The organism is Kitasatospora sp. NPDC048296 (assembly GCF_043201815.1).
Taxonomy (GTDB): domain Bacteria; phylum Actinomycetota; class Actinomycetes; order Streptomycetales; family Streptomycetaceae; genus Kitasatospora.
Genome location: NZ_JBICZB010000004.1, coordinates 177,027 through 202,635 on the forward strand (window position 1 = coordinate 177,027; position 25,609 = coordinate 202,635).

The 25,609-nt window shown below is 70.9% G+C and carries 22 protein-coding genes; 12 read left to right on the top strand and 10 right to left on the bottom strand.

What is annotated here, in order from left to right:
* Positions 1-24 precede the first annotated feature (24 nt).
* Positions 25-1,215: a D-alanyl-D-alanine carboxypeptidase family protein gene (locus ACGF12_RS04965; protein ID WP_393025567.1), complete on the bottom strand. Its 1,191-nt coding sequence runs from the start codon at positions 1,213-1,215 to the stop codon at positions 25-27.
* A gap of 144 nt (positions 1,216-1,359) precedes the next feature.
* Between ACGF12_RS04965 and ACGF12_RS04970 the strand changes: the two genes are divergently transcribed.
* Together ACGF12_RS04970 and ACGF12_RS04975 are read left to right on the top strand one after the other, a co-directional pair.
* Complete coding sequence (locus tag ACGF12_RS04970; protein ID WP_393025570.1) at positions 1,360-1,617, top strand: SCO4848 family membrane protein; 258 nt, start codon at positions 1,360-1,362, stop codon at positions 1,615-1,617.
* A gap of 94 nt (positions 1,618-1,711) precedes the next feature.
* The gene (locus ACGF12_RS04975) at positions 1,712-3,325 is read left to right on the top strand and encodes a hypothetical protein (RefSeq protein ID WP_393025573.1); all 1,614 of its coding nucleotides are present in this window, start codon (positions 1,712-1,714) and stop codon (positions 3,323-3,325) included.
* Positions 3,326-3,392: 67 nt separating this feature from the next.
* On the opposite strand, the gene ACGF12_RS04980 is transcribed toward ACGF12_RS04975, so the two are convergent.
* The 7 genes from ACGF12_RS04980 to ACGF12_RS05010 form a co-directional block, all read right to left on the bottom strand.
* A complete protein-coding gene (locus ACGF12_RS04980) occupies positions 3,393-4,163 on the bottom strand; it encodes a succinate dehydrogenase iron-sulfur subunit (RefSeq protein WP_393025576.1) in 771 nt (256 codons plus the stop codon).
* Positions 4,163-5,905 (bottom strand): succinate dehydrogenase flavoprotein subunit, encoded by a 1,743-nt coding sequence (sdhA, locus tag ACGF12_RS04985; RefSeq protein WP_393025579.1) that lies wholly within the window; start codon positions 5,903-5,905, stop codon positions 4,163-4,165. The genes ACGF12_RS04980 and sdhA overlap by 1 nt, the downstream gene beginning before the upstream one ends.
* A gap of 51 nt (positions 5,906-5,956) precedes the next feature.
* On the bottom strand, positions 5,957-6,448 hold the full coding sequence (gene sdhD, locus ACGF12_RS04990; protein WP_393025582.1) for a succinate dehydrogenase, hydrophobic membrane anchor protein: 492 nt from the start codon (positions 6,446-6,448) through the stop codon (positions 5,957-5,959).
* Positions 6,449-6,456: 8 nt separating this feature from the next.
* The gene (gene sdhC, locus ACGF12_RS04995; protein WP_350503491.1) at positions 6,457-6,837 is read right to left on the bottom strand and encodes a succinate dehydrogenase, cytochrome b556 subunit; all 381 of its coding nucleotides are present in this window, start codon (positions 6,835-6,837) and stop codon (positions 6,457-6,459) included.
* A gap of 623 nt (positions 6,838-7,460) precedes the next feature.
* The gene (locus tag ACGF12_RS05000) at positions 7,461-7,946 is read right to left on the bottom strand and encodes a 2-oxo-4-hydroxy-4-carboxy-5-ureidoimidazoline decarboxylase (protein WP_393025586.1); all 486 of its coding nucleotides are present in this window, start codon (positions 7,944-7,946) and stop codon (positions 7,461-7,463) included.
* A 296-nt stretch (positions 7,947-8,242) separates the two neighbouring features.
* Positions 8,243-9,907: an alpha/beta hydrolase gene (locus ACGF12_RS05005; protein WP_393025589.1), complete on the bottom strand. Its 1,665-nt coding sequence runs from the start codon at positions 9,905-9,907 to the stop codon at positions 8,243-8,245.
* A 68-nt stretch (positions 9,908-9,975) separates the two neighbouring features.
* Positions 9,976-10,731 (bottom strand): SDR family oxidoreductase, encoded by a 756-nt coding sequence (locus tag ACGF12_RS05010; protein ID WP_393025592.1) that lies wholly within the window; start codon positions 10,729-10,731, stop codon positions 9,976-9,978.
* Between the two features lie 125 nt (positions 10,732-10,856).
* Here ACGF12_RS05010 and ACGF12_RS05015 point away from each other — a divergent pair, with 125 nt between their 5' ends.
* The 8 genes from ACGF12_RS05015 to ACGF12_RS05050 all read left to right on the top strand — a co-directional run bounded on the left by ACGF12_RS05015 (position 10,857) and on the right by ACGF12_RS05050 (position 21,360).
* Positions 10,857-12,482 (top strand): methylmalonyl-CoA mutase, encoded by a 1,626-nt coding sequence (locus ACGF12_RS05015; protein WP_393025595.1) that lies wholly within the window; start codon positions 10,857-10,859, stop codon positions 12,480-12,482.
* A gap of 219 nt (positions 12,483-12,701) precedes the next feature.
* Positions 12,702-13,955 carry an amidohydrolase gene (locus tag ACGF12_RS05020; RefSeq protein ID WP_393025598.1) on the top strand — a complete coding sequence of 418 codons (1,254 nt, stop codon included), beginning with the start codon at positions 12,702-12,704 and terminating at the stop codon, positions 13,953-13,955.
* Between the two features lie 254 nt (positions 13,956-14,209).
* Positions 14,210-15,268, top strand: a complete 1,059-nt coding sequence (locus ACGF12_RS05025) for a BMP family protein (protein WP_393025601.1) — start codon at positions 14,210-14,212, stop codon at positions 15,266-15,268.
* 50 nt (positions 15,269-15,318) lie between these two features.
* Complete coding sequence (locus ACGF12_RS05030; RefSeq protein ID WP_393025604.1) at positions 15,319-17,145, top strand: ABC transporter ATP-binding protein; 1,827 nt, start codon at positions 15,319-15,321, stop codon at positions 17,143-17,145.
* A 3-nt stretch (positions 17,146-17,148) separates the two neighbouring features.
* Positions 17,149-18,312 carry an ABC transporter permease gene (locus ACGF12_RS05035; protein ID WP_393025607.1) on the top strand — a complete coding sequence of 388 codons (1,164 nt, stop codon included), beginning with the start codon at positions 17,149-17,151 and terminating at the stop codon, positions 18,310-18,312.
* Positions 18,309-19,574 (top strand): ABC transporter permease, encoded by a 1,266-nt coding sequence (locus ACGF12_RS05040; protein WP_393025610.1) that lies wholly within the window; start codon positions 18,309-18,311, stop codon positions 19,572-19,574. Before ACGF12_RS05035 ends, ACGF12_RS05040 begins: the two co-directional genes overlap by 4 nt.
* A complete protein-coding gene (locus ACGF12_RS05045; protein WP_380610532.1) occupies positions 19,571-19,963 on the top strand; it encodes a cytidine deaminase in 393 nt (130 codons plus the stop codon). Before ACGF12_RS05040 ends, ACGF12_RS05045 begins: the two co-directional genes overlap by 4 nt.
* A gap of 119 nt (positions 19,964-20,082) precedes the next feature.
* A complete protein-coding gene (locus ACGF12_RS05050) occupies positions 20,083-21,360 on the top strand; it encodes a thymidine phosphorylase (RefSeq protein WP_393025613.1) in 1,278 nt (425 codons plus the stop codon).
* Between the two features lie 30 nt (positions 21,361-21,390).
* Here ACGF12_RS05050 and ACGF12_RS05055 read toward each other — a convergent pair whose 3' ends face one another.
* Positions 21,391-21,945 (bottom strand): Uma2 family endonuclease, encoded by a 555-nt coding sequence (locus ACGF12_RS05055; RefSeq protein WP_393025616.1) that lies wholly within the window; start codon positions 21,943-21,945, stop codon positions 21,391-21,393.
* A 25-nt stretch (positions 21,946-21,970) separates the two neighbouring features.
* Complete coding sequence (locus ACGF12_RS05060; RefSeq protein WP_393025619.1) at positions 21,971-23,254, bottom strand: MFS transporter; 1,284 nt, start codon at positions 23,252-23,254, stop codon at positions 21,971-21,973.
* A gap of 92 nt (positions 23,255-23,346) precedes the next feature.
* On the opposite strand from ACGF12_RS05060, the gene ACGF12_RS05065 reads away from it, so the two are divergent.
* Both ACGF12_RS05065 and ACGF12_RS05070 read left to right on the top strand, forming a co-directional pair.
* Entirely contained in the window at positions 23,347-24,315 is a 969-nt protein-coding gene (locus ACGF12_RS05065; protein ID WP_387616829.1) for a LysR family transcriptional regulator, read from the top strand.
* A gap of 105 nt (positions 24,316-24,420) precedes the next feature.
* Positions 24,421-25,578, top strand: coding sequence for an adenosine deaminase (locus ACGF12_RS05070; protein WP_393025623.1), 1,158 nt, complete (start codon positions 24,421-24,423; stop codon positions 25,576-25,578).
* The last annotated feature ends 31 nt before the right edge of the window (positions 25,579-25,609 follow it).

Consider the following 25,609-nt stretch of genomic DNA (forward strand, 5'->3'; position numbering starts at 1 on the left):
GGGCGATCCTCAGCCGTTCGGGGGCTAGGCCGTTCGGCGCCGCAGAACCACCAGGGCCCACCCGCCCACCACGGCCCCGGCCGCGACGACCGCGAGCCAGCCACCGGCGCTGATCCAGTCGTTCCCGTCGTCCGATGCGGCCGATGCCGCCGGCGCGGGCGGTGACTGCGGCGGCGGCTCGGACAGTGCGGAGGACTCGCCCGCCTGGCCGGTCGGCTCGGCGGCGCCGGCCGACAGTTCGTCCGCCAGCCGGCCCACCGGCTGGACCTTGCCGGCCGCCGAGAAGCCCCAGTCCAGCAGTTCGGCCGTCTCGTCGTAGACCTTCTGGTACGACGCGGGGTGCATCACCGTCACCAGCAGCGTGCGGCCGTTCCGCTCGGCGGCGCCCACGAAGGTCGAGCCGGCATTGGTGGTGGTGCCGTTCTTCACGCCGATCAGGCCGGGGTACTTGCCCAGCAGCCGGTCGGTGTTGGCGATCCCGAAGCTGCCGCGCTGGCCGGTGTTGCGGTCCACCGCGCCCGGGAACATCGCGGACCGGGTCGCGCAGTACGTCCGGAAGTCGGGGTTGCGCAGCCCGGCCCGGGCGAACAGCGTCAGGTCGTAGGCCGAGGAGACCTGGCCGTCCATGTCGTAGCCGTCCGGGGAGATCACCTTGGTGTCCCGCGCCTGGAGGGCGTCCGCGCGCGCCTGCATGTCGGCGACGGTCCGCTGGATGCCGCCGTTCATGTGCGCGAGGACGTGCACGGCGTCGTTGCCCGAGCTGAGGAACACCCCGCGCCACAGGTCCTCGACGCGGTACTCCAGGTTTTCCTTGATCCCCACCAGGCTGCTGCCGGGCCCGATCCCCTGGATCTCCTCGTCCGCGACCTTGTGCACGGCGTTGCGGTCGAACTTGGGCAGCACGGTGTCGGCGAAGAGGATTTTCAGAGTGCTGGCCGGCGGCAGCTGCAGATGGGAGTTGTACGCCGCCAACACGTCCCCGGTGGCGGCGTCGGAGACTATCCAGGACTGACCGGTCAGATCCCCCGGCAGCACCGGCGCGCCGGCCAGCGGCGAGACCTGGACCCCGGACTGGCCGAGCCGAGCGCCCCCGACCACGGTCGACGGGGCCGGCTCGGACGGGGCCGCGACCGCCCCCGGGGCGGCGAGCAGCGCGGGGAGGACGGCGGTGGCGGCGACGAGCCGGTGCGCGAGCTTTCGATGGCGTGCAGTCACCCGCAGACCGTACCCACTCGGCGTCACCGCCGTTCGCCACGCCGCACCGATCGTCCGTTCGAGGGCCCCGCCGTACGCCGATCGGCGGTCCACGCATACTGGGGAGGCATACACCGCCTTCACACCCCCGGCGAGGACCACCCCATGAAGCTCAGCCGCCGCACCTCCTGGTTCCTGACCGCCTTCGGCGTCTGGTCGATCATCATCTGGACCACCTTCGTCAAGAACCTGTGGAAGGACTCCGGCGGCCAGGCCTTCGTGAACGGCGACCACTCCCAGCCCACCGCCTTCTTCTGGGTGCACCTGCTGCTCGCCATCACCTCCTTCGTGCTCGGCATCGCCGTCGGCGCCGTCGGCGTGCGCGGTCTGCGCGCCACCCGGCGCACCCCGGCCGTGGACTGAATTCCCGGTTGCCACTGTCGGTCCCCACTGGCAAGATCCTCACCGCTCTCACGCGCGTACCGGACGCGCTGATCACAAGGGGTGGGGAATCTCCATGACACTTTCGCGTGCCCGCAGACTCGGCGGAGTCACCGCGGCGGCGGTGGCCGCCGGGCTGCTCGCCCCGACGGCGGCCGTGGCCGACACCGCCCCGGCCGTCCTCGGCACCGGCCAGGGCGTCGACTCCTATCACGCCAACGCCTGCGACTCGACCGCCGACCCGACCTGGATCGGCCGGAGCATCAACGGTCCGGCGCTCAACGCCAAGGTCACCGGCACCAGCGCCCGGTTCGGTGTCTGGGACGTGACCACGGGCGCGGAGGAGCCGGTGTTCACCGGCGAGGCCCAGGCCTCCAACCAGCAGGCCGGTCTCAACGTCCCCGGCCTGCTGGACGGGCACAGCTACGCCTGGCACGCCTGGGCCCTGCAGGGCACGCAGACCTCCGCCCCGTCGGCGGATTGCCACTTCACGGTGGACACCACGAGTCCGACCGCCACGGTCAGCTCGACCGACTTCCCGGCGAGCGGCCCCGCCACCAAGTACGCGGGTCAGTTCGGCACCTTCGTGCTCAAGGGCGCCGACCCGGTGCCGTCCGGCGGCGAGGCCTCCGACGTCGCCTGCTTCCGGTACGGCTGGGGCGACCTCGGCGTCGGCGGCTGCGACTCGCCCGACGCCGTCACCCCGGAGAACGACGGCACCGCGACCGTCAACCTGCGGGTCCTCAACTGGGGCACCAACACCCTCAACGTTCAGGTGATCGACAACGCCGGCAACGTCGGCGGGGCGTCCTACACCTTCTACGCGCCGTGGAACCAGAACCCGCCCAAGGCGCTCGGGGACGTCGACGGGGACGGCATTCCGGACGTCCTGCTGCCGGACTCCGTCGGTAACCTCCAGATCATCAGCGGCAACTCGGGCGACACCACCCCGTCCGCCACGATCCGTGCCGTCGTGTCGCCGAACCAGAGCTCCTGGACCAACGTCCAGGTGGCCCACCGCGGTTGGGACGCCAACGCGCACGCGCCGATGGACGACCTGCTGATGCACCCGAGCGGCTCGCCGGCGCTGTACTTCTACAACAACCAGGACTACGCCTCGTTCACCCGCGGCGTGATGCCGATCTCCCGGCCGACCAGCTGCCAGGACGCCGCAGGCACGGCCACCGCCTGCCCGGCCGGATTCGCCGCCGACTGGCACAAGGCCGACCAGATCGCCCTGATCGGCTCGCTGGACACCCGGATGGTCTCGTCCCTCATGACCGTCGAGGACGGCAACCTCTGGCTGTTCGCCAACCCCGGCTTCTCCTACCGGCTGCGCACCGCCCGGCAGCTCGCCACCAACGGCGCCTGGGCCGGCTACGACCTGATCGCCCCGGGCCCGGACTCGGCCGGCAACCTCACCCTCTGGGCGCGCGAGCGGGCCACCGGTGACCTGCACGCCTACCCGATCGCGAAGAAGGCCGACGGCAGCTACGACTTCTCCGCCCTCGCCGACCCGAAGGCGAACGTCGTCGCGAGTGGCTTCACCGTGGACAAGTACCCGACGCTCGGCAGCTCGGGCGACGTGGACGGCGACGGCCAGCCCGACCTGTGGGCCGTCACGGCCGACCGGCACCTGGTGTACTTCAGCGGCTGGAGCGACCCGACCGACGTCGGCGCGCTGCGCTGACCCAACGGCGAAGGCCCCCGTCCGATCGGAGGATCGGACGGGGGCCTTCGCGTTCGTCAGGCGGGGATCAGAAGCGGCGGGTGACCAGCGCCCGCTTCACTTCCTGGATCGCCTTGGTGACCTCGATGCCACGCGGGCAGGCCTCGGAGCAGTTGAAGGTGGTGCGGCAGCGCCACACGCCCTCACGGTCGTTGAGGATCTCCAGGCGCTGCTCGGCACCCTCGTCGCGCGAGTCGAAGATGAAGCGGTGCGCGTTGACGATGGCGGCCGGGCCGAAGTACTGGCCGTCGTTCCAGAACACCGGGCAGGACGACGTGCACGCGGCGCACAGGATGCACTTGGTGGTGTCGTCGAAGCGCTCGCGGTCCTCGGCGGACTGCAGGCGCTCGCGGGTCGGGTCGTTCCCCTTGGTGATGAGGAACGGCATGACGTCCTTGTACGCCTGGAAGAACGGGTCCATGTCCACGACCAGGTCCTTGAGGACCGTCAGGCCCTTGATGGCCTCGATCGTGATCGGCTTCTCCGGGTTGACGTCCTTGATCAGGGTCTTGCACGCCAGCCGGTTGCGGCCGTTGATCCGCATGGCGTCGGAGCCGCAGATGCCGTGGGCGCAGGAACGGCGGTACGTGAGGGTGCCGTCCTGCTCCCACTTGATCTTGTTGAGCGCGTCCAGGACGCGCTCCTTCGGGTCCATCGTCAGCTGGTAGTCCACCCACACCGGGTCCGGGTGCTCCTCCGGGTTGAACCGGCGGATCCGGAAGGTGACGGTGATCAGCTTGGTGACACCGGCCTCGGCCGCGTCCAGAGCGGCCGAGTGCTCCACGGTCGGAGTGCTCATCAGTACTTACGCTCCATCGGCTGGTAGCGGGTCTGTACGACCGGCTTGTAGTCGAGGCGGATGGAGGTGCTGCCGTCGGCGGCGACCTCCTGGTACGCCATGGTGTGCTGCATGAACTTCACGTCGTCACGGGTCGGGAAGTCCTCGCGGTAGTGACCGCCGCGGGACTCCTCGCGGGCCAGCGCGGAGACGGCCAGCACCTCGGCCAGGTCGAGCAGGTTGCCCAGCTCGATCGCCTCCAGCAGGTCCGTGTTGTAACGGAAGCCCTTGTCCTGGATGGAGATGTTCTTGTAGCGCTCCTTCAGCGCGGCGATGTCCTCGACCGCCTGCTTCAGGGTGGCGCCGGTGCGGTAGACCATCGCGTTGGCGTCCATGGTCTCCTGCAGGGCCGTGCGGATCTGCCCCACGGACTCGGTGCCGGTCGACTCGCGCAGCTTGTCGACCATGTCCTGGACCAGCTCTTCCGGGTTCTCCGGCAGCGGGACGAACTCGTTCGCGTTGGCGTAGTCGGCGGCGGCGATGCCCGCGCGACGGCCGAACACGTTGATGTCCAGCAGCGAGTTGGTGCCCAGGCGGTTGGCGCCGTGGACGGACACGCAGGCGACCTCGCCGGCCGCGTACAGGCCCGGGACGACGTCGGTGTTGTTGCTCAGGACCTCACCCTCGACGTTGGTCGGGATGCCGCCCATGGCGTAGTGCGCGGTGGGCTGGATCGGGATCGGGTCCGTGTAGGGCTCGATGCCGAGGTAGGTGCGCGCGAACTCGGTGATGTCCGGGAGCTTGGCGTCCAGCTGCTCCGGCGGCAGGTGGGTCAGGTCCAGGTAGACGTGGTCGCCGTCCGGACCGCAGCCGCGACCCTCGCGGATCTCGGTGTAGATCGCGCGGGAGCAGACGTCACGGGACGCGAGGTCCTTCATGACCGGGGCGTAGCGCTCCATGAAGCGCTCGCCGTCCTTGTTGCGCAGGATGCCGCCCTCGCCGCGGGCGCCCTCGGTGAGCAGGATGCCCATGCGCCAGATGCCGGTCGGGTGGAACTGGAAGAACTCCATGTCCTCCAGCGGCAGGCCGCGGCGGTAGGCCACCGCCTGGCCGTCACCGGTGAGGGTGTGGGCGTTCGAGGAGACCTTGAACATCTTGCCGGTGCCGCCGGAGGCGAACACGACGGCCTTGGCCTGGAAGATGTGGATCTCGCCGGTGGCCAGCTCGTAGGCGACGACGCCGGCCGTCTTGCCCTCGTTGATCAGCAGGTCGAGGACGTAGAACTCGTTGAAGAACTCGACGCCGTGCTTGACGCAGTTCTGGAACAGCGTCTGGAGGATCATGTGGCCGGTGCGGTCGGCCGCGTAGCACGAGCGGCGGACCGGGGCCTCGCCGTGGTTGCGGGAGTGACCGCCGAAGCGGCGCTGGTCGATCCGGCCCTGCTCGGTGCGGGAGAAGGGCAGACCCATCTTCTCCAGGTCGAGGACGGCGTCGATGGCCTCCTTGCACATGATCTCGGCGGCGTCCTGGTCGACCAGGTAGTCACCACCCTTGACCGTGTCGAAGGTGTGCCACTCCCAGTTGTCCTCCTCGACGTTGGCCAGGGCGGCGCACATGCCGCCCTGGGCCGCGCCGGTGTGGGACCGGGTCGGGTAGAGCTTGGTCAGGACCGCGGTGCGGCTGCGCTGCGTGGACTCGATGGCCGCGCGCATGCCGGCGCCGCCGGCGCCGACGATGACGGTGTCGTACTGGTGAATCTGCATGGGGGGTTAACTCGCCTCTGGCCTCTGCCGATGGTCGATGGTGCTCGCGGCTCAGATGTTGGGGTCGAAGGTGAAGATCACCAGGGTGCCGAGCAGCACGGTGAAGACCGTGGCGGTACCCATGAGCCCCTTGAGCCAGAGCCGGGTCGAGTCCTTCTCGGCGTAGTCGTTGATGACCTGACGCATGCCGTTGGCGCCGTGCAGCATGGCGAGCCAGAGCATCAGGAGGTCCCAGCCCTGCCAGAACGGCGAGGCCCAGCGGCCGGCCACGAAGGCGAAGCCGATCTTGGAGACGCCGCCGTCGAGCACCAGCATGATCAGCAGGTGACCGAGGATCAGTACGACCAGGACGACACCGGACAGGCGCATGAAGAGCCAGGCCAGCATCTCGAAGTTGGTGCGGGTGCGGCGCGGGGTCTTCGTGGTCCGCTTGCGCGGCGGCTCGATGACGAAGGCGTCGGCCGGGTTACCGGTGCCGAGACCCTTGCCGGTGTGCGCCTGCTTCGACGGGACGACGATCGCGTCGGAGATTTCCGTGGACATCAGTCAGCTCACTTCCCGAACCAGGCGATCAGCGTGTGCTGCAGGATGCCGTAGAACGAGCCGGCCATCAGGACGACCCAGACTCCGACGACGGTCCAGAGCATCTGCTTCTGGTACTTCGGGCCCTTGGACCAGAAGTCCACGGCGACGACGCGCAGGCCGTTGAGCGCGTGGAACAGGATGGCGGCCACCAGGCCGTACTCCATCAGGTTCACGAGCGGAGTCTTGTACGTCTGAATGACGGTGTCGTAGGACTCCGGCGACACTCGCACCAGGGCGGTGTCCAGGACGTGGGCGAACAGGAAGAAGAAGATGAGGACGCCGGTGACTCGATGAGCCACCCAGCTCCACATGCCTTCCCGGCCGCGGTACAGCGTTCCAGCCGGCACGGAAAAACCCTCCGGAAGCGATTGGGGGCTCGGCCGGCTTCGGTGTCGGTCAGCCCGGCCGGGTCGGTCCACCGGCCGCCAGCATCCTATCGACGCCTTGTCGGGAACCGCCTCCGGGGCCCCCAGGTGTGATCAATCAGGCACTTCTGGCCTAGCGGCACGGGAACCGAGGCCGTTTTGGTCACGTTGAGTGATCGGGCGGCCGCGTTGTGGTGGCGGGACCCGCCCGCCGGCACCCAGTCGAGGCGTTCGTGCCGTTTCGCCCCGCCGATGACGCCCGGTCACGGCGACACCGGGGCGGGCGGCCACGCGGCGGACGGAGCTGGAGAAGCTGTTCGGCCCGTGCGCCTCGTTCACGTCGGCGGCCCCGGCGCCACCGGCGCCACCGGCCGGGAAGCCGGGCGGGAGGGTGGCCATCCGTGCCCTGCCGGCCGAGCCGGCAGGGCACGCCCACGCCCGAGGGAACGGACTCGGCGATCGGATTCACCCTCACGAATGAATCGGGTACCGCCGTGCCGGCTCAGCGTGCCGGACGAGCGGATCGTCCGGCAGCGGGTGGCCGAGCCGCGCGCCGCACAGGCGAGGGGCGCGCAGCCGAAAGACGTTCAGGCGAAGCGCCGGTCCTAGTGCGCCCCGGCCTCGGAGTGGGTGGCGACCAGGTGCTCCAGCCGGGTGAGGGCGATCCGCCGGAGCTCGTCCGCCGAGATCAGCCGCTCCTCGTCCGGGTCGTTGGCCAACCGGGTGCGGATCGAGGAGAGCACGGTGTCGAGCATCTCCTCCGGGTCGACGCCGTCCAGGCAGACCACGAACACGTGGCCGAACCGGGCCTCGTACGCGGCGTGCGCCGCCCGCAGCGCGGTGTGCGCGGCCTGGCTGCCGGGGGCCCGCATGCCGAGCAGCGGCTGCGGCATCCAGCTCTCGTCGGCCAGCGCCTCGGCCAGGTCCGCCGGGCGGAGGTCGTAGGAGGCCTCGCTGGCGGCGGCCAGCAGGGACTCTATGTCGGGGTACGGCCGGTGCGCGGTGAGCCGCAGGGCCCAGCGGTGGCTGCCGCAGCAGGCCAGCAGGGCCTCCTCGGCGGCGCCGGCGTCCGCCTCGTTGAAGCGGTGCAACCCGAGGAGGGTCGGCTCGGTGCTGGCGTCGAGCCGCTGTGGCGGGATGTCGCTGGCCAGCGGGTCCTCCTCGTGAGGGCGGGAAGGTGCCGGTGGAGTGGGGTGGTGAAGCAGGTGGAGTACGGGGCTGCGGGGGGCGCGCGGCGGCGCTCTGGCAGCGCTTCAACGGTAGTTGAGCCGCCATCAGTTGGGGAGGGCGCGCGCGGAATTCATCCGGACGAGCTATCAAGTTGTGACGTTGACACCTTCGCGTCATCGCCCTCCCCGCCTTCCTCCGTTGGTTCACCGCGGCCGGCTCAGGAGCAGCGGGTCCCCTCGGCCGGCATCGTGCCCTCGGTCAGGTAGGCCTCCATGGCCCGGTCGATGCAGGTGTTGCCCTTGCCGAAGGCGCCGTGGCCCTCGCCCACCCGGGTGAGCAGGGTGGCCTTGGCGAAGCCCTTGGCCAGGGACTCGGCCGCGGCGTACGGGGTGGCCGGGTCGCTGGTGGTGCCGATCACCAGGATCGGCGCGGCACCCTCGGCCCGGATGGTGTGCGGCTTCTCGGGGGACTGGTACGGCCAGCCCTCGCAGGCCGCGTCGGTGAAGTCCTCGGCGGTGACGCCCTTGGTCAGCAGCGGGGCCTTCTCCTGGAGCTCCTTGACCGCGGCCTGGGCGCGCTCGGGCGAGGGGGCCGGGGCGGACCCGTCGGCGCAGCCGATCGCGGTGTGGGCGGAGTCCATCGGGGAGTAGTGGCCGTTCTCGTCGCGCTCCGCGTAGCTGTCCGCGAAGGCGAGCAGGATGTCGCCGCGCTTCATGGTCATCGCCATGCCGAGGCCGGCCCGCAGGTACTTCCAGTCCTGGGTCTGGTCGCCGTAGAGGGCCGCGGTGACGCCGCTCCAGGCCAGGTCGCGGCCGACCTTGCGGCCGTCCTTGGTGGGCAGCGGGTGGTCGATCAGGCCGTCCAGGAAGTCGGCGGCCTTCTTGGCGGCCTGGTCCTTGTCCTGGCCGAGCGGGCACTCGTCGGCGTGGTTCTCGACGCAGTCGGCGGCGAAGTGCTCGAAGGAGGTCTCGAAGCCGATCCGCTGCTTGACCGCGGAGTCCAGGTCGTCGGCGGCCGGGTCGACCGCGCCGTCCAGGACCAGCCGGCCGGTGTTCTGCGGGAACTCCTCGGCGTAGAGCGAGCCCAGGTAGGTGCCGTACGAGACGCCCAGGTAGTTGAGCTTGCGGTCGCCGACGGCCGCGCGCAGCACGTCCAGGTCGCGGGCCGTGTTGCGGGTGCCGACGAAGGGCAGCAGCTTGCCGGACTTGGCCTTGCAGGCGGCGATGTACTCGGTGTTCTGCTTCTCCTCGGCGGCCCGGCGGGCGTCCGGGTCCAGCGGCGAGTCCACCTGGCTCTGGGCGTCGCGCTGCTTGTCGTCCAGGCAGAGGACGGGGGAGCTGCCGCCGGTGCCGCGCGGGTCGAAGCCGATCACGTCGAAGCGGTTGTGCAGGGTGCCGGCGAAGTCCTTGGCGCCGTACTCGACCATCTCGACGCCGGAGCCGCCGGGGCCGCCCGGGTTGACCATCAGCGAGCCGACCCGCTGGTCCTGGGTGCCGGCCGGGTACTTGATCAGCGCGAGGTCGATGGCGTCGGCGGTGGGGTTGGTGTAGTCGAGCGGGACGTGCAGCGTGCCGCACTTCATCGTGGAGACGTCGGCCTGGGCCTCCTCGGCCTTGGGGTCGGCCGGGCAGTCGGACCAGCTGATCTTCTGGCCGTAGAAGGACTTCAGGGCCGGGTCGGCCTCGCCGCTCGGCTTGGCGGTCGCGGCGGCCGACCGGCTCGCGGTGGCGCTGGCGCTGGCGGTGGCGCTGGTGCCGGTGGTGCCGGCGGCCTGGTCCTGGGCCGGCTTCGCGGTGTCGTCGCAGGCGGAGGTGAGCAGCAGGGTGCCTGCCGCCAGCGCGGTCAGCAGGACGCGTGGGCGGGCGGCCCGGAAGGTCTTCATCGCACGTGTGTACCACCCGGTGGTGACGTGTCCGACCTGCACCCCGCCGCTCCGCCCGCCCGTCCCGGTCAGCCGCGGTGGACCTTGTGGTTGGCGGCCTGGGCCCGGGGGCGGACCACCAGCAGGTCGATGTTCACGTGCGAGGGCCGGGTGACCGCCCAGGCCACGGTGTCCGCGATGTCCTCCGAGGTCAGCGGCTCGGCCACGCCCGCGTACACGGCGGCGGCCTTCTCCTCGTCGCCCCGGAAGCGGGTGACCGCGAAGCCCTCGGACTTCACCATGCCGGGCGCGATCTCGATCACCCGGATCGGCTCCCCGCACAGCTCCAGCCGCAGCGTGGCCGCGATGGTGTGCGCGGCGTGCTTGGCCGCGACGTACCCGCCGCCGCCCTCGTACGCGGCCAGCGCGGCGGTCGAGGAGAGCACCAGCACCGTGCCGTCGCCGGTGGCGCGCAGCGCGGGCAGCAGCGCCTGCGTCATGTGCAGCACGCCGAGCACGTTCACCTCGTACATCGCCCGCCAGTCGGCCGGGTCGCCGTGCTCGACCGTCTCGGCGCCGATCGCGCCGCCGGCGTTGTTCACCAGTACGTCCACCCGGCCGGCCTCGGCCGCGAAGGCGTCCACGGCGGCGCGGTCGGTGACGTCCAGCGTGACCGCCCTCGCCGAACCGCCCCGGCCGCCGATCTCCTTGGCCAGTGCCTCGATCCGGTCCGTCCGGCGGGCGGTCAGCACCACGTCGAAGCCCTCGGCGGCCAGCCGGCGGGCGGTCGCCGCGCCGATTCCGCTGCTGGCACCGGTGACCACGGCCACCTTCTGCTCGGTCATTGCCACTCCCTGGGGCTCATCGGTCGTTCACCCGATCATCTCAACCGCGTCTGCGCCCCCGCCGCCCGGCCAGGACCTAGATTGCGAGGACCGACCTGTGCCCCGCCGTTCCCGTGGAGGGACCCATGGCAGCCGAGCCGCGCCGCACCGAGTCCGCCCGACCTTCGGAATCCGCCCGTCTTTCCGAATCGGGCTTCCCGATCGAGCCCCTGTACGGCCCCGAGGCGCTGGCCGGCTGGGACCCGGACACCCGGCTGGGCCGACCGGGCGAGTACCCGTACACCCGGGGGGTCTACCCGACGATGTACACCGGCCGGCCGTGGACGATGCGCCAGTACGCGGGCTTCGGCACCGCCGCCGAGTCCAACGCCCGCTACCGGCAGCTGATCGCGGGCGGCGGTACCGGCCTCTCGGTGGCCTTCGACCTGCCCACCCAGATGGGCTACGACTCGGACGCGCCGCTCGCCGCCGGGGAGGTCGGCAAGGTGGGCGTGGCGGTGGACAGCGTCGAGGACATGGCGGTGCTCCTCGACGGCATCCCGCTCGGAGAGGTGTCGACCTCGATGACCATCAACGCGCCCGCCGCCCTGCTCCTGCTGCTCTACCAGCTGGTCGGCGAGGCCCAGGGGGTGGCGCCGTCCGCGCTCACCGGCACGGTCCAGAACGACGTGCTGAAGGAGTACATCGCCCGGGGCACCTACATCTTCCCGCCGCAGCCCTCGCTGCGGCTGGCCGCGGACGTGTTCCGGTACTGCCGGGCCGAGATCCCGCGCTGGAACACCATCTCCATCTCCGGCTACCACATGGCCGAGGCCGGGGCCGACCCGGCGCAGGAGATCGCCTTCACCCTGGCCAACGGCATCGCCTACGTCCGCACCGCGCTCGCCGCCGGGATGGCGGTGGACGACTTCGCGCCCCGGCTCTCCTTCTTCTTCGTGGCCCGCACCACGCTGCTGGAGGAGGTGGCGAAGTTCCGTGCCGCTCGCCGGATCTGGGCCGGGATCATGCGCGATGAGTTCGGCGCGAAGGACCCGCGCTCGCGGATGCTGCGCTTCCACACCCAGACCGCCGGGGTGCAGCTCACCGCCCAGCAGCCCGAGGTGAACCTGGTCCGGGTCTCGGTGCAGGCGCTGGCCGCGGTGTTCGGCGGCACCCAGTCGCTGCACACCAACAGCTTCGACGAGGCGATCGCGCTGCCCACCGAGAAGGCCGCCCGGCTGGCGCTGCGCACCCAGCAGGTGCTCGCCCACGAGACCGACGTGACCGCCACCGTCGACCCCTTCGCCGGTTCCTACGCGGTGGAGTCGCTCACCGATCGGGTGGAGGCCGCCGCGCTGGCCCTGATGGCCCGGATCGAGGAACGGGGCGGCGCGGTGGCCGCGATCGAACAGGGCTTCCAGAAGGGCGAGATCGAGCGAACCGCCTACCGCCTCCAGCAGGAGACCGACTCCGGCGAGCGGACGGTGGTCGGCGTGAACCGCTTCCGGCTGGACGAGGAGGAGCCGTACCAGCCGCTGCGGGTGGACCCGGCGATCGAACGGCGGCAGGCCGAACGGCTGGCCCGGCTGCGGGCCGACCGCTCCTCGACCGCCGTCACCCGGGCGCTGGACGCGCTGCGCCGCACCGCGGAGGGGCAGGAGAACGTGCTGTACCCGATGAAGGAGGCGCTGGCCGCTCGGGCCACCGTCGGCGAGGTCTGCGACGCGCTGCGCGGGGTGTGGGGGACGTACGTTCCGGTGGAGCGTTTCTGAGCAGAACGGATATTCTGAACAGCCGTCAATATCCCGCGCCCGTCAAGTGGGCGGTGGCCGTGACCACCGGCCCGGGTGATCGTTGCACAGGGCAAGCAACCCGGGGAAGGCGACTAAAACGAGATGTCATACCCACCTGTCCGGCCGGTATGCGCCCATCCGGGGACTAATTTTCTGGAAGTCGGGCCAAATCCCCCCAACGGGCCTAGTCTTGGGGAGATGAACCGTCCTGAGCCCGCTCAGTCGGGCGCCACCCTCGCCGCCGCACGCCCCACCGCCGAACTGCGCGCCCGGGTCAGCAGGCTGGAGCCCGAGCTGGTCGCCTTCCGCCGTGATCTGCACCGGCACCCGGAGCTGGGCCGCCAGGAGTTCCGCACCACCAACCTGCTGCGCGACCGGCTGGTGGCGGCGGGCCTGGACCCGCGGGTGCTGCCCGGCGGCACCGGTCTGCTGGTGGACATCGTCCCGGCCGGCACCCTCCCGGGCACCGAGTTCCTGGCCTTCCGCGCCGACATCGACGCGCTGCCGATCGACGACGCCAAGACCGACGTCCCGTACCGCTCGACCGTCCCCGGCCGGGCCCACGCCTGCGGCCACGACGTGCACACCTCGGTGGTGCTCGGCCTCGGCCTGGTGCTGGCCGAGGCCGCCCGCACCGGTGAGCTGCGCCGCCCCGTCCGGCTGGTGTTCCAGCCCGCCGAGGAGGTCATGCCCGGCGGCGCGCTGGACGTCATCAAGGCCGGCGGGATGGACGGTGTCGGCCGGATCTTCGCGGTGCACTGCGACCCGAAGGTGGAGGTCGGCCGGATCGCCCTGCGCACCGGGGCGATCACCTCGGCCTGCGACCGCCTGGTGCTGCACCTGGACGGGCCCGGCGGCCACACCGCCCGCCCGCACCTGACCACCGACCTGGTGACCGCGATCGCCAGGATGGCCGCCGACCTCCCGGGCGCGCTGGCCCGCCGGATGGACCCGCGCTGGGGCGTCAGCCTGGTCTGGGGCCGGATCGCCTCCGGCTCCGCGCCCAACGTCATCCCGCAGCACGCCGAGCTGGAGGGCACCGTCCGCTGCCTGGAGCTGGACGGCTGGCGCGAGGCGCCGGACCTGCTGCACGAGCTGATCGCCAAGCTCGCCGAGACCAATCGGGCCAAGTGGACGCTGGACTACCACCGCGGGGTGCCGCCGGTGGTCAACGAGGCGGTCTCGGTCGCCCGGCTGGACGCCGCGATGACCGCCCGCTTCGGGAGCGACGGCGCCCAGGTGGTGGAGAGCACCGAACAGAGCCTCGGTGGCGAGGACTTCTCCTGGTACCTGGAGCACGCCCCGGGCGCGCTGGCCCGGCTCGGCGTCCGCGCCCCCGGCGACCCCACGGTCCGCGACCTGCACCAGGGCCGCTTCGACGTGGACGAGCGGGCGATCGGCGTCGGTGTGGAACTGTTCGCGGTGCTGGCTCTGGAGGATGACCAGGACTGACCGTTTACCGGCGACTTGTGGTCGGTGCGTGATCGCGTTGGCGAGATCCGGAGTTTCGGGCGGTTCCGTAAACTGGACCGAACCAATCTCGGATCGCCGTCCGTGTACGGGAAAAGGAGCCTTCGGAGGGCCTTCAGACCACGGTTTGATAACAACCCGAACGCTCCGGCAGCCCGTAACCCAACCGTGTTCTACGCGCGTTACGGTGGCGTCCGACCACGCCAAACGGTTGCGTGTCAGAAGGAGAAACTCCCTTGCGCCGTTCAATGAAGCTCGCCGCGGTTGTGCTCTCGGGTTCCCTGGGCATGGCCTCGCTCGCCGCTTGCGGCGCAAAGAGCAATGACAACACCTCCTCCTCCGCGTCCGGTGACGGCTCGCTGAAGGTCGGTATGGCCTACGACATCGGTGGTCGTGGCGACCAGTCGTTCAACGACTCCGCCGCCCGCGGTCTGGACAAGGCCAAGGCCGACCTGGGCGTCTCCGTCACCGAGGCCGAGGCCAAGCAGGGCGAGGCCGAGGCCGACAAGGAGACCCGCCTCAAGAACCTGGTCGACGCCGGCTACAAGACCATCATCGCGGTCGGCTTCGTCTACCAGCCGGCGGTCGACAAGGTCGCCAAGGACAACCCGAACGTCAAGTTCGCGATCATCGACTCGAACGACAAGGACCAGCCGTCCAACGTCACCTCGCTGCTCTTCGCCGAGCAGGAGGGTTCGTACCTGGCCGGTGTCGCCGCCGCGAACAAGTCGAAGGCCCACCACATCGGCTTCATCGGTGGTGTGCAGTCCGAGCTGATCAAGAAGTTCGAGGCCGGTTACAAGGCGGGCGCCAAGTCCGTCGACCCGAACATCCAGGTCGAGACCACCTACCTGACGACCCCGCCGGACTTCAGCGGCTTCGCCTCGCCCGACAAGGGCAAGGAGGCCGCGCAGGGCCAGCTCGACAAGGGCGCGGACGTCATCTACTCCGCCGCCGGTTCGTCCGGCGCCGGCTCCATCGAGGCCGTCGCCAACGCGGGCAAGCTCGCCATCGGTGTCGACTCCGACCAGGCCAGCCAGCCGGCCCTGGCGAAGTTCAAGAACAGCATCCTGACCTCGATGGTCAAGAACGTCGACACCGCGGTGTACTCGTACATCGACTCGGTCAAGAAGGGCACGCCGTTCACCGGCATCAAGCTCTTCGACCTGAAGGCCAACGGTGTCTCGCTCGCCACCACCGGCGGCAAGATCGACGACATCCAGGACAAGCTGAAGGCCGCCGGCGACGCCATCACCAGCGGCGCCACCACCGTCCCGACCGCGCCGGCCCAGTAAGGCCCGCGCGTCTCGGACGCGACATGCGTCGCCGCCTGCCCGGCGGCGCGATGATCGACACGGTAAACGGGAGGGGCCCGGCAGGGTGCGCTCAACGCGTACCCCCGGGCCCCGTCCCGTCTCCACGTTTCCCCACCTTTTGGCCCTCCCAGCGCAACGACGCGCCTCCAGACCACCAGGAGATCGCCATCACCGCATCCGAACCCGTCCCCCTGCGCAAGGACGGCACCCCCAGCGCGGGGACGGCGACACCGGCCGTCGAACTGCGCGGCATCACCAAGCGCTTCCCGGGTGTCGTGGCCAACCACGACATCAACCTCACCGTCCGCACGGGCACCGTGCACGCCCTGATGGGTGAGAACGGCGCCGGCAAGTCGACGCTGATGAAGATCCTCTACGGCATGCAGAAGCCGGACGAGGGCACCATCGCGATCAACGGCGAGCAGTGCGAGTTCCACACCCCGGGCGACGCCATCTCCCGCGGCATCGGCATGGTGCACCAGCACTTCATGCTCGCCGACAACCTCACGGTGCTGGAGAACGTCGTCCTCGGCGGCGAGAAGCTCCACGGCATCGGCGCCAAGGCGAAGGCGAAGATCAAGGAGATCTCCGACCAGTACGGCCTGGGCGTGCGCCCGGACGCCCTGGTCGAGGACCTCGGCGTCGCCGACCGCCAGCGCGTCGAGATCCTCAAGGTGCTGTACCGCGGCGCCAAGATCCTCATCCTCGACGAGCCCACGGCCGTGCTGGTCCCGCAGGAGGTCGACGCGCTGTTCGACAACCTGCGCGAGCTCAAGTCCGAGGGCGTCACCGTCATCTTCATCTCGCACAAGCTGCACGAGGTGCTCGCGGTGGCCGACGCGATCAGCGTCATCCGGCGCGGCACCACGGTCGGCGACGCCGACCCGAAGGCCGTCACGGCCCGTCAGCTCGCCGAGATGATGGTCGGCGCCGAGCTGCCCTCCCCGGAGAGCCGCGAGTCGACCGTCACCACGACCGAGATGCTCAACGTCGAGGGCATGCGGATCGCCAAGACCGACGCCGAGGGCATCGAGCGCGTCGTCCTGGACGACATCTCGCTGCGCATCCACAAGGGTGAGATCCTCGGCATCGCCGGCGTCGAGGGCAACGGCCAGGCCGAACTGGTCGAGGCCATCATGGGCATGCTGCCGCTGGACGGCGGCACCGTCACCCTGGACGGCAAGGACCTCTCCGGCACCCAGACCCGGGCCCGCCGCGAGGCCGGCATCGGCTACATCCCCGAGGACCGCCACCGGCACGGCCTGCTGCTGGAGGCCCCGCTCTGGGAGAACCGCATCCTCGGCCACGTCACCGAGGAGCCCAACTCCAGCGGCCCGCTGCTCAAGCCGACCGCCGCCCGCGAGGACACCTGGCGGATCGTCGAGCAGTACGACGTCCGCACCCCCGGCATCGAGGTCACCGCGGCCTCGCTCTCCGGCGGCAACCAGCAGAAGCTGATCATCGGCCGCGAGATGAGCCACCAGCCCAAGCTGCTGATCGCCGCGCACCCGACCCGTGGTGTGGACGTCGGCGCGCAGGCCCAGATCTGGGAGCACATCCGGACCGCGCAGCGCGAGGGCCTGGCCGTCCTGCTGATCTCTGCCGACCTGGACGAGCTGATCGGCCTCTCGGACACCATCCGGGTCATCTACCGCGGCCGCCTGGTCGCCGACGCCGACCCGGCCACCGTCACCGCCGAGGACCTCGGCACCGCGATGACCGGTGCCGCCGCCGGCCACATCGAGTCCGAGCCGGAGGCCGTCGCCGAGGCGCAGGCCGTCGCGGCCGAGGGCACCGAGGCCGAGAGTGAGCACCCGCACACCGACACCGCCGACGACCCGCAGGCGGGGGAGTAACCCATGACCAGTCCCAATCCCGCCGCCAAGCGCAGCCTGGCGCAGCGGATCAGCGGTGAGCGGATCGTGCTCGCACTGGCGGCGCCGGTGCTCGCGGTCGTGCTGTCCGTCGCGATCTGCTCCGTCCTGCTGGCGACCTCGGGCAAGAACCCGTTCGACGCGTGGAACGTGATGATCACGTTCGCCACCAAGTCGGACGGCCAGGTGCTGATCCTCAACCGGACCACCACCTACTACCTGGCCGCCGCGGCCGCCGCGTTCGGGTTCCGGATGAACCTGTTCAACATCGGCGTCGAGGGCCAGTACAAGGTCGCGGCGCTGTTCGCGGCCTTCGTCGGCGCCAAGCTCGACCTGCCGTCGTTCATCCAGATCCCGCTGCTGCTGATCACCGCCATGCTGGTCGGTGGCCTGTACGCGAGCATCGCCGGTCTGCTGAAGGTCTACCGCGGTGTCAGCGAGGTCATCTCGACCATCATGCTGAACTCGATCGCGGTCGCGATCGTCGGTCTGCTGCTCGTCCCGGGCGTCTTCGCCCCGAAGGTGAGCGGCACCAGCAACTCGATCCAGACCGACCCGGTCTCGCAGTCCAGCCACTTCTTCTCCATGGACACGGCCGGCGGCCAGCTCTGGGGCTTCATCTTCATCGCCGCCCTGGTCGGTGTGGTCTTCCAGTTCGTGCTGACCCGCACCCGGTTCGGCTTCGACCTGCGCGCCACCGGCCGCTCGGAGTCCGCCGCGACCGCCTCCGGCGTGAACGTCAAGCGCATGGTGATCATCTCGATGGCGACCTCCGGTGCGATCGCCGGTCTGATCGGCCTGCCCGAGCTGCTCCAGAACTCGTTCTACTACGGGCAGACCTTCCAGCAGAACCTGGGCTTCCTGGGCATCTCGATCGCCCTGCTCGGCCGCAACAGCCCGATCGGCATGGCCTTCGCGGCGCTGCTGTTCGCTTTCCTGGACGTCACCGGTTCGCTGCTGCCACTGCCCCAGAACGGCGAGTTCCCCTCCGAGATCGTCGACGTCATGAAGGGCACCATCGTCATCTGCGTCGTCGTCGCGTACGAGCTGGTGCGCCGCTACGGCCTGGTCCGCCAGCAGAAGCGGGTCGGCGCCCAGCTCGCCGCCCAGGCTGCGGCGGCCAACGAGAACAAGGAGGTGTCCGCGTGAGCACGGCCACTGCTGCTCGTCCGAAGGCGTCGGGCGCGCCCGCGAAGAAGCGCAAGCTGTCCTGGCCGGTGGTCCTGCTCCTGATCGCGGGCGCCCTGGTCCTGGTCGCCGCCGTGGGCATGGCCACCGGCAACCACTCGCTGACCTCCTCCGGTCAGATCACCGCCGCGCTCAGTGCCGCGGTGCCGATCGGCATGGCCGGTCTGGGCGGTCTCTGGTCCGAGCGGGCCGGCGTGGTCAACATCGGCCTCGAAGGCATGATGGTCGCCGGTACCTTCTGCGGCGCCTGGGCGGGCTACCTGGTCAACCCGTGGGTCGGTCTGCTGGCCGGCATGCTCGGCGGTGCGCTCGGCGGCCTGCTGCACGCGGTCATCACCGTCACCTTCGGCGTCGACCACATCGTCTCCGGCGTCGGTATCAACCTGCTGATCCCCGGCATCTGCGCGTACATCAACCGGATCTACTACAAGGACTACGTCGCGTTCGGCGCCGGGCAGAACCAGTCCCCGCCGGCGGACCCGCTGCCGTACATCACCGTCCCGGGCCTGTCCTCGGGTCTGAAGAGCATCGAGAACCACCACTGGTTCCTCGTCTCGGACGTGGCCGGCGTGCTCGGCGGTCTGGTCACCAACCTCTCGGTGGTCGTGGTGCTGGCCGCCGCGCTGATCGTGGCCAGCTACTTCCTGCTCTGGCGCACGGTGTTCGGCCTGCGGCTGCGCTCCTGCGGCGAGAACCCGACCGCGGCCGAGTCGCTGGGCGTCAACGTCTACAAGTACAAGTACATGGCGGTCATCGCCTCCGGCGCCTTCGCGGGCCTCGGCGGTGCGTACCTCTCGCTGGTCGCCGCGCACTTCTACAAGGACGGCCAGACCCTGGGCCGAGGCTTCATCGGCCTCGCGGCGATGATCTTCGGCAACTGGATGCCCGGCGGTCTCGCCATGGGCGCCGGCCTGTTCGGCTTCACCGACAGCCTCCAGCTGCGCGACCCGGAGTCGGTCCACGTGCTGATCCTGATCGTCTCGATCGCGATGGCGCTGCTCGCCCTGTGGCAGCTGTACCGCCGCAAGTTCACCGCGACGGTGATCTCCTTCGTGGTGGCCGGCGGCCTGGGTGCCTGGTACGCGCTGACCGATGAGGTGCAGCGTCCGCTGATCGTCGCCACGCCGTACCTGATCACCCTGGTGGTGCTCTCGCTGGCCTCGCAACGACTGCGGATGCCCAAGGCCGACGGCCAGATCTACCGCAAGGGCCAGGGCAAGTGACCGCCCCCGCGATCGACTGGGAGCGGCTGCGCGCGGCGGCGCGCGAGGCGATGGGCCACGCGTACGCCCCGTACAGCAAGTTCCCGGTCGGCGCGGCCGCGCTGGTCGACGACGGCCGGCTGGTCAGCGGCTGCAACGTGGAGAACGCCTCGTACGGGCTCGGGCTGTGCGCCGAGTGCGGGCTGGTGTCCGCGCTGCACGCCTCCGGCGGCGGCCGGCTGGTCGCCTTCACCTGCGTCGACGGCGCGGGCGAGCTGCTGATGCCGTGCGGGCGCTGCCGCCAGCTGCTGTACGAGCACGGCGGTCCCGAGCTGCTGATCGACCTGGCCTCCGGCGTGAAGCCGATGAGCGAGGTTCTGCCCGACGCGTTCGGGCCGGAGCGGCTCTAGCATCCCTTCTTGTTACGCGCGTAGAGTGTCGCGAGTCGGCCGTAACCCGGTCATCTCGCGGCACTCTTCGCTTTTCGACGCATCTGTTCGACGCATCTGAAACCCCTCTTGGAGCACGCATGGACGCCATCTCCGTCATCAGGACCAAGCGCGACCGCGGAGAGCTGAGCGACGCTCAGATCGACTGGGTCATCGACGCCTACACCCGCGGCGAGGTCGCCGACGAGCAGATGTCCGCGCTGGCCATGGCGATCCTGCTGAACGGCATGCAGCCGCGCGAGATCAGCCGCTGGACCGACGCCATGATCCGCTCCGGCGTCCGGATGGACTTCTCCTCGCTGCCGCTGCCCACCAGCGACAAGCACTCCACCGGCGGCGTCGGCGACAAGATCACCCTCCCGCTCGCCCCGCTGGTCGCCGCCTGCGGCGCGGCCGTCCCGCAGCTGTCCGGCCGCGGCCTCGGCCACACCGGCGGCACCCTGGACAAGCTGGAGTCCATCCCCGGCTGGCGAGCCCTGCTCTCCAACGACGAGATGATGGACGTGCTGCGCGACGCGGGCGCGGTCATCTGCGCGGCCGGCGACGGCCTCGCGCCCGCCGACAAGAAGCTGTACGCGCTGCGCGACGTCACCGGCACCGTCGAGGCCATCCCGCTGATCGCCTCCTCGATCATGTCCAAGAAGATCGCCGAGGGCACCGGCGCGCTGGTCCTGGACGTCAAGGTCGGCTCCGGCGCCTTCATGAAGAACCTGGACGACGCCCGCGAACTCGCCCGCACCATGGTCGGCCTGGGCACCACCGCCGGGGTCAACACCGTCGCCCTGCTCACCGACATGTCCACCCCGCTCGGCCTCACCGCGGGCAACGCGCTGGAGGTCCGTGAGTCCGTCGAGGTCCTGGCGGGCGGCGGCCCGGCCGACGTCGTCGAGCTCACCCTCGCGCTCGCCCGCGAGATGCTCGCCGCGGCCGGCGTGCACGGCAAGGACCCGGCCGACGCCCTGCGCGACGGCTCCGCGATGGACCACTGGCGCCGCATGATCGCCGCCCAGGGCGGCGACGTCGACGCCCCGCTCCCGGTCGCCCGCGAGCAGCACGTCATCCCCGCCCCCGCCTCCGGCGTCCTCACCACGCTGGACGCCTACGCCGTCGGCGTCTGCGCCTGGCGCCTGGGCGCCGGTCGCGCCCGCAAGGAGGACCCGGTCCAGGCCGGCGCCGGCGTCGAGATGCACGCCAAGCCCGGCGACACCGTCGTGGCCGGCCAGCCCCTGCTGACCCTCCACACCGACACCCCGGAGCGCTACGACTACGCCATCGAGGCGCTGGCGGGCGGCATCGAGGTCGCCCCGGCCGGCACGGCGTTCACCCCGAACCCGATCGTGCTCGACCGCATCGCCTGAGTGATGTGAGGGCTGCTCACGTACGCCGGGTCAGGCGTACGTGAGCAGCCCGCTGGTGTCGAGGGTCCAGGGGCCGACGGCGATCTTGTCGCCGAAGACGAACTTCTCGCGGGACTCGTAGCCCAGCTCGGAATGCACGATGCCGGTGCCGGTGCGGGGATCGACGATCAGGTAGAACGGGATACCCATGGCCGAGTAGTCGCGGACCTTGTTGTGGTAGTCGTTCTCGGGATTGGAGGCGGACACGATCTCCACCACGAGCACTACCTCGTGCGGGAGAACCGCTCGCTGCTCGCCCTCCAAGGTCGCCTCGGGGAAGACCATCAGATCCGGGTTGCGCAGCTGACCGAGTCCGGCGTCCTGCAAGTCCGCACCGTGGTAAGCGATGTGACCCGGGTGAGTGGACGGCAGCTGGGCGTTGAGCTGTCGGGCGATGCGCAGCACGGCGAGCTCGTGGCGTTTCACCGGCGACATCATCATGACAATCTGACCGTCGGCGATCTCAATCTTCCCTATCCCCGGCACCTTCGGCAGCTGATCCGCGATTTCAAGCAGCCTGGTGTACGCAGCAGGATCGATGCTCATACCCGGAGTGTATCGGCGTCCACTGTCAAGCGTCCGCGACCGCTCGCCTCGTGGTATGCGCCCGGCGGGTGGCGTAGAGGGTGACGGCGGCGGCGAGGGTCATGGCGGTGAGGCCGACGGTGGCGGCGCCGGGCCAGCCGGTGGCGTGGTAGGCGTCGGCGCCGAGGGTGCCGCCGAGGCTGTTGCCGAGGTAGTAGGCGATCAGGTAGAGGGCGGAGGCCTGGGCACGGCCCTCGGTGGCGGTGCGGCCGACGGCGGAGGAAGCCGTGGCGTGGCCGGCGAAGAAGCCGGCGGTGATCAGCACCAGGCCGAGCAGCGCGCAGAGCAGCGAGTCGGCGAGGGAGAGCAGCAGGCCGGCGGCGGTGACGCCGATGGAGACGTAGAGGGCGCCGCGGCGGCCGAGGCGGCGGGAGAGGCGGCCGGCCGCGGCGGAGGTGCCGGTGCCGACCAGGTAGACCACGAAGATCGAGGCGGCGACCGACTCCGGCAGGTGGAACGGTGCGGAGATCAGCCGGTAGCCGACGGTGTTGTAGACCGCGCCGAACACGGCCATGAACAGCGTGCCGAGCGCGTACAGCCGCACCAGCAGCGGGTTGCGCAGGTGCCGCCCGACCGTCCGGGCGAGCGCGCGGGCGTCCACCGGGGTCGGGGTGAAGTGCCGGGCGGCGGGGATCAGCAGCCGGAAGGCGAGCGCGGCCAGCAGCGCGAGGGCGGCGGAGGCGGCCATGCCCCAGCGCCAGCCGAAGGCGGCGGCGGTCCAGCCGGAGAGCAGTCGGCCGCCCATGCCGCCGATGCTGTTGCCGGCCACGTACAGGCCCATCGCGGAGGCCAGCGCGCTGGGGTGGACCTCCTCGGCGAGGTAGGCCATCGCGGTGGCGGGCAGTCCGGCGAGGGCGGCGCCCTGCAGGACGCGCAGCGCGACGAGGGTGGTGAGGTCGGGCGCGAAGGGCAGGGCGACGGCGAGGGCGGTGGCGGCGAGGGTGGAGGCCGTCATCACCGCGGTGCGGCCGTACTTGTCGGACAGCGCGCTGGCCGGGAGCAGCCCGAGGGCGAGGCCGAGGGTGGCGGCGGAGGCCGTCCAGCTGGCCTGACCGGGGGTGAGGTCGAGGTCGGCCGAGAGGATCGGCAGCAGGCCCTGGGTGGAGTAGAGCAGGACGAAGGTCGCGATCCCGGCGGCGAACAGGGCGAGGTTGGCGCGGCGGAAGTCGCGCTGGCCGGGGCGGTGGCGGTCGTCCGGGGCGGGGGCGGTGGGGGCGGCGGCGCGGGCATCCGGAGCGGTCGCGGATGCCCTGGTATCGGAGGGCTGCATGTCGTCGACCGTAGGCCCGGCGCGGTTGATGCGTCCAATGCATGAAGGGCGGATGATTGATGCACTGGCGTATGAGTCGAGGTGGTGGCGCGATGGCGGTGCCGGATGTGTCGGACGGTACGGAGCAGCGGTACCGGGCAGCAGAGTTGGGGCCGGACGAGCCGGCCGTCCTGCTGGCGCCCCGGCTGGCGCAGTTCGCCGCGGTGGCCCGGCTGGAGCACGTGACGCAGGCGGCGGCGCTGCTCGGGGTGCCGCAGCCGACGCTGTCGCGCGCGGTGGCCCGGCTGGAGGAGGAGCTGGGGGTGGACCTGCTGGCCCGTCAGGGCCGGACGGTCCGGCTGACCAGGGCGGGCCGGCTGCTGCTGGCCTCGGTGGAGCGGGCGCTGGCGGAAGTGGAGCGCGGTGCGGAGGCGGCCCGGGCGGAGGCGGATCCGGCGGCGGGGCGGGTGGCCTTCGGCTTCCTGCACACGATGGGGCCGGACGCCGTCCCGGCGCTGCTGCGCGGCTTCCGGGCGGCGCACCCGCAGGTGCGCTTCCAGCTGGTGCAGGACTACGGCATGGCGATGCTGGAGCGGTTGCGAGCCGGGGAGTTGGACCTGTGCCTGGTCGCGCCGCTGCCGGACGACCCGGCCTTCACCGCCCGGCCGCTGGACGAGCAGCGGCTGCACCTGGCGGTCCCGGCCGACCACCGGCTGGCCGGCCGGCGGCGGATCCGGCTGGCGGAGGTGGCCGAGGAGCCGTTCGTCGGGCTGGAGCAGGGGTACGGGCTGCGCATGATCACGGACGGCTTCTGCGCACAGGCCGGGTTCGTGCCCCGGCTGGCCTTCGAGGGCGAGGAGACCGAGACGCTGCGCGGGCTGGTGGCGGCCGGGCTGGGGGTGGCGCTGCTGCCGCCGGCGCTGGTGCCGCGGCCCGGGGTGGTGGAACTGGAGGTGACCGCGCCGCGGACCCGGCGGGCGATCGGCCTGGCCTGGGCGGCGGGGCGACCGCTGACCCCGCCGGTGGCGGCGTTCCGGGACTTCGTGCTGTCCCGGCGGGGGCGGCTGCTGCACCACGACTGATTTGGCGGATCGTATGGACCGGTCGGAGGAATTCCGGGTGGAGTTTGGACCATTCGGTACTGTCCCCGGTGGTAGGTCTACGCGCGTAGGGGCTATATTTCCGCAATGGAGAAGCAGATCCCCGTCACCACCGCGGGCACCGGCCCGCGCATCCCCACCCCCGACCAGATCCGCCGCGCGCCGAAGGTCCTGCTGCACGACCACCTGGACGGCGGGCTGCGTCCGGAGACCGTCGTCGAGCTGGCCGCCGCGACCGGCTACGAAGGCCTCCCGACCACCGACGTCAAGGAACTCGGCGAGTGGTTCCGCGAGGCCGCCGACTCCGGCTCGCTGGTCCGCTACCTGGAGACGTTCGCGCACACCTGCGCCGTCATGCAGACCCGTGACGCCCTGATCAAGGTCGCCGCCGACTGCGCCGAGGACCTGGCCGCCGACGGCGTCGTGTACGCCGAGGTCCGCTACGCCCCCGAGCAGCACCTGGAGGGTGGCCTGAGCCTGGACGAGGTCGTCGAGGCCGTCCAGGAGGGCTTCCGCCTCGGCGAGGCCAACGCCCGCGCGGCAGGCAACCGGATCCGCATCGGCACCCTGATCACCGCGATGCGGCACGCCGCCCGCTCGCAGGAGATCGCCGAGCTGGCCAACCGCCACCGGGACCGGGGCGTCGTCGGCTTCGACATCGCGGGCGCCGAGGCCGGCTACCCCCCCACCCGCCACCAGGCCGCCTTCGACTACCTCAAGGGCGAGAACAACCACTTCACCATCCACGCGGGCGAGGCCTTCGGCCTGCCGTCGATCTGGGAGGCCCTGCAGTGCTGCGGTGCCGACCGGCTCGGCCACGGCGTGCGGATCGTCGACGACATCACGGTGAACGAGGACGGCAGCGTCGAGCTCGGCCGGCTTGCCGCGTACGTGCGCGACAAGCGCATCCCGCTGGAGATGTGCCCCACCTCCAACCTCCAGACGGCGGCGGCCGCCTCGTACGCCGAGCACCCGATCGGGCTGCTCAGCCGGCTGAAGTTCCGGGTCACCGTGAACACCGACAACCGGCTGATGAGCGGCACCAGCATGAGCCAGGAGTTCGGCCACCTGGTGGACGCCTTCGGCTACACGCTGGGCGACATGGAGTGGTTCACGGTGAACGCGATGAAGTCCGCGTTCCTGCCCTTCGACGAGCGGCTGGCGATGATCAACGACGTGATCAAGCCGGGCTACGCCGAGCTCAAGGCGGAGTGGCTGTTCAGCGCGGGCGTCGCCAACAGCTGAGCCGGCGCCCCGCTCTGTGTCGGATGAACGC

Bases quoted from the DNA above. Each gene is read 5' to 3' on its own strand.
- ACGF12_RS04970 (WP_393025570.1), top strand. From the start codon at position 1,360: ATGAAGCTCAGCCGCCGCACCTCCTGGTTCCTGACCGCCTTCGGCGTC.
- ACGF12_RS04975 (WP_393025573.1), top strand. From the start codon at position 1,712: ATGACACTTTCGCGTGCCCGCAGACTCGGCGGAGTCACCGCGGCGGCG.
- ACGF12_RS04980 (WP_393025576.1), bottom strand. From the start codon at position 4,163: ATGAGCACTCCGACCGTGGAGCACTCGGCCGCTCTGGACGCGGCCGAG.
- sdhA (WP_393025579.1), bottom strand. From the start codon at position 5,905: ATGCAGATTCACCAGTACGACACCGTCATCGTCGGCGCCGGCGGCGCC.
- sdhD (WP_393025582.1), bottom strand. From the start codon at position 6,448: ATGTCCACGGAAATCTCCGACGCGATCGTCGTCCCGTCGAAGCAGGCG.
- ACGF12_RS05005 (WP_393025589.1), bottom strand. From the start codon at position 9,907: ATGAAGACCTTCCGGGCCGCCCGCCCACGCGTCCTGCTGACCGCGCTG.
- ACGF12_RS05010 (WP_393025592.1), bottom strand. From the start codon at position 10,731: ATGACCGAGCAGAAGGTGGCCGTGGTCACCGGTGCCAGCAGCGGAATC.
- ACGF12_RS05015 (WP_393025595.1), top strand. From the start codon at position 10,857: ATGGCAGCCGAGCCGCGCCGCACCGAGTCCGCCCGACCTTCGGAATCC.
- ACGF12_RS05020 (WP_393025598.1), top strand. From the start codon at position 12,702: ATGAACCGTCCTGAGCCCGCTCAGTCGGGCGCCACCCTCGCCGCCGCA.
- ACGF12_RS05030 (WP_393025604.1), top strand. From the start codon at position 15,319: ATGATCGACACGGTAAACGGGAGGGGCCCGGCAGGGTGCGCTCAACGC.
- ACGF12_RS05035 (WP_393025607.1), top strand. From the start codon at position 17,149: ATGACCAGTCCCAATCCCGCCGCCAAGCGCAGCCTGGCGCAGCGGATC.
- ACGF12_RS05050 (WP_393025613.1), top strand. From the start codon at position 20,083: ATGGACGCCATCTCCGTCATCAGGACCAAGCGCGACCGCGGAGAGCTG.
- ACGF12_RS05055 (WP_393025616.1), bottom strand. From the start codon at position 21,945: ATGAGCATCGATCCTGCTGCGTACACCAGGCTGCTTGAAATCGCGGAT.
- ACGF12_RS05060 (WP_393025619.1), bottom strand. From the start codon at position 23,254: ATGCAGCCCTCCGATACCAGGGCATCCGCGACCGCTCCGGATGCCCGC.
- ACGF12_RS05065 (WP_387616829.1), top strand. From the start codon at position 23,347: ATGGCGGTGCCGGATGTGTCGGACGGTACGGAGCAGCGGTACCGGGCA.
- ACGF12_RS05070 (WP_393025623.1), top strand. From the start codon at position 24,421: ATGGAGAAGCAGATCCCCGTCACCACCGCGGGCACCGGCCCGCGCATC.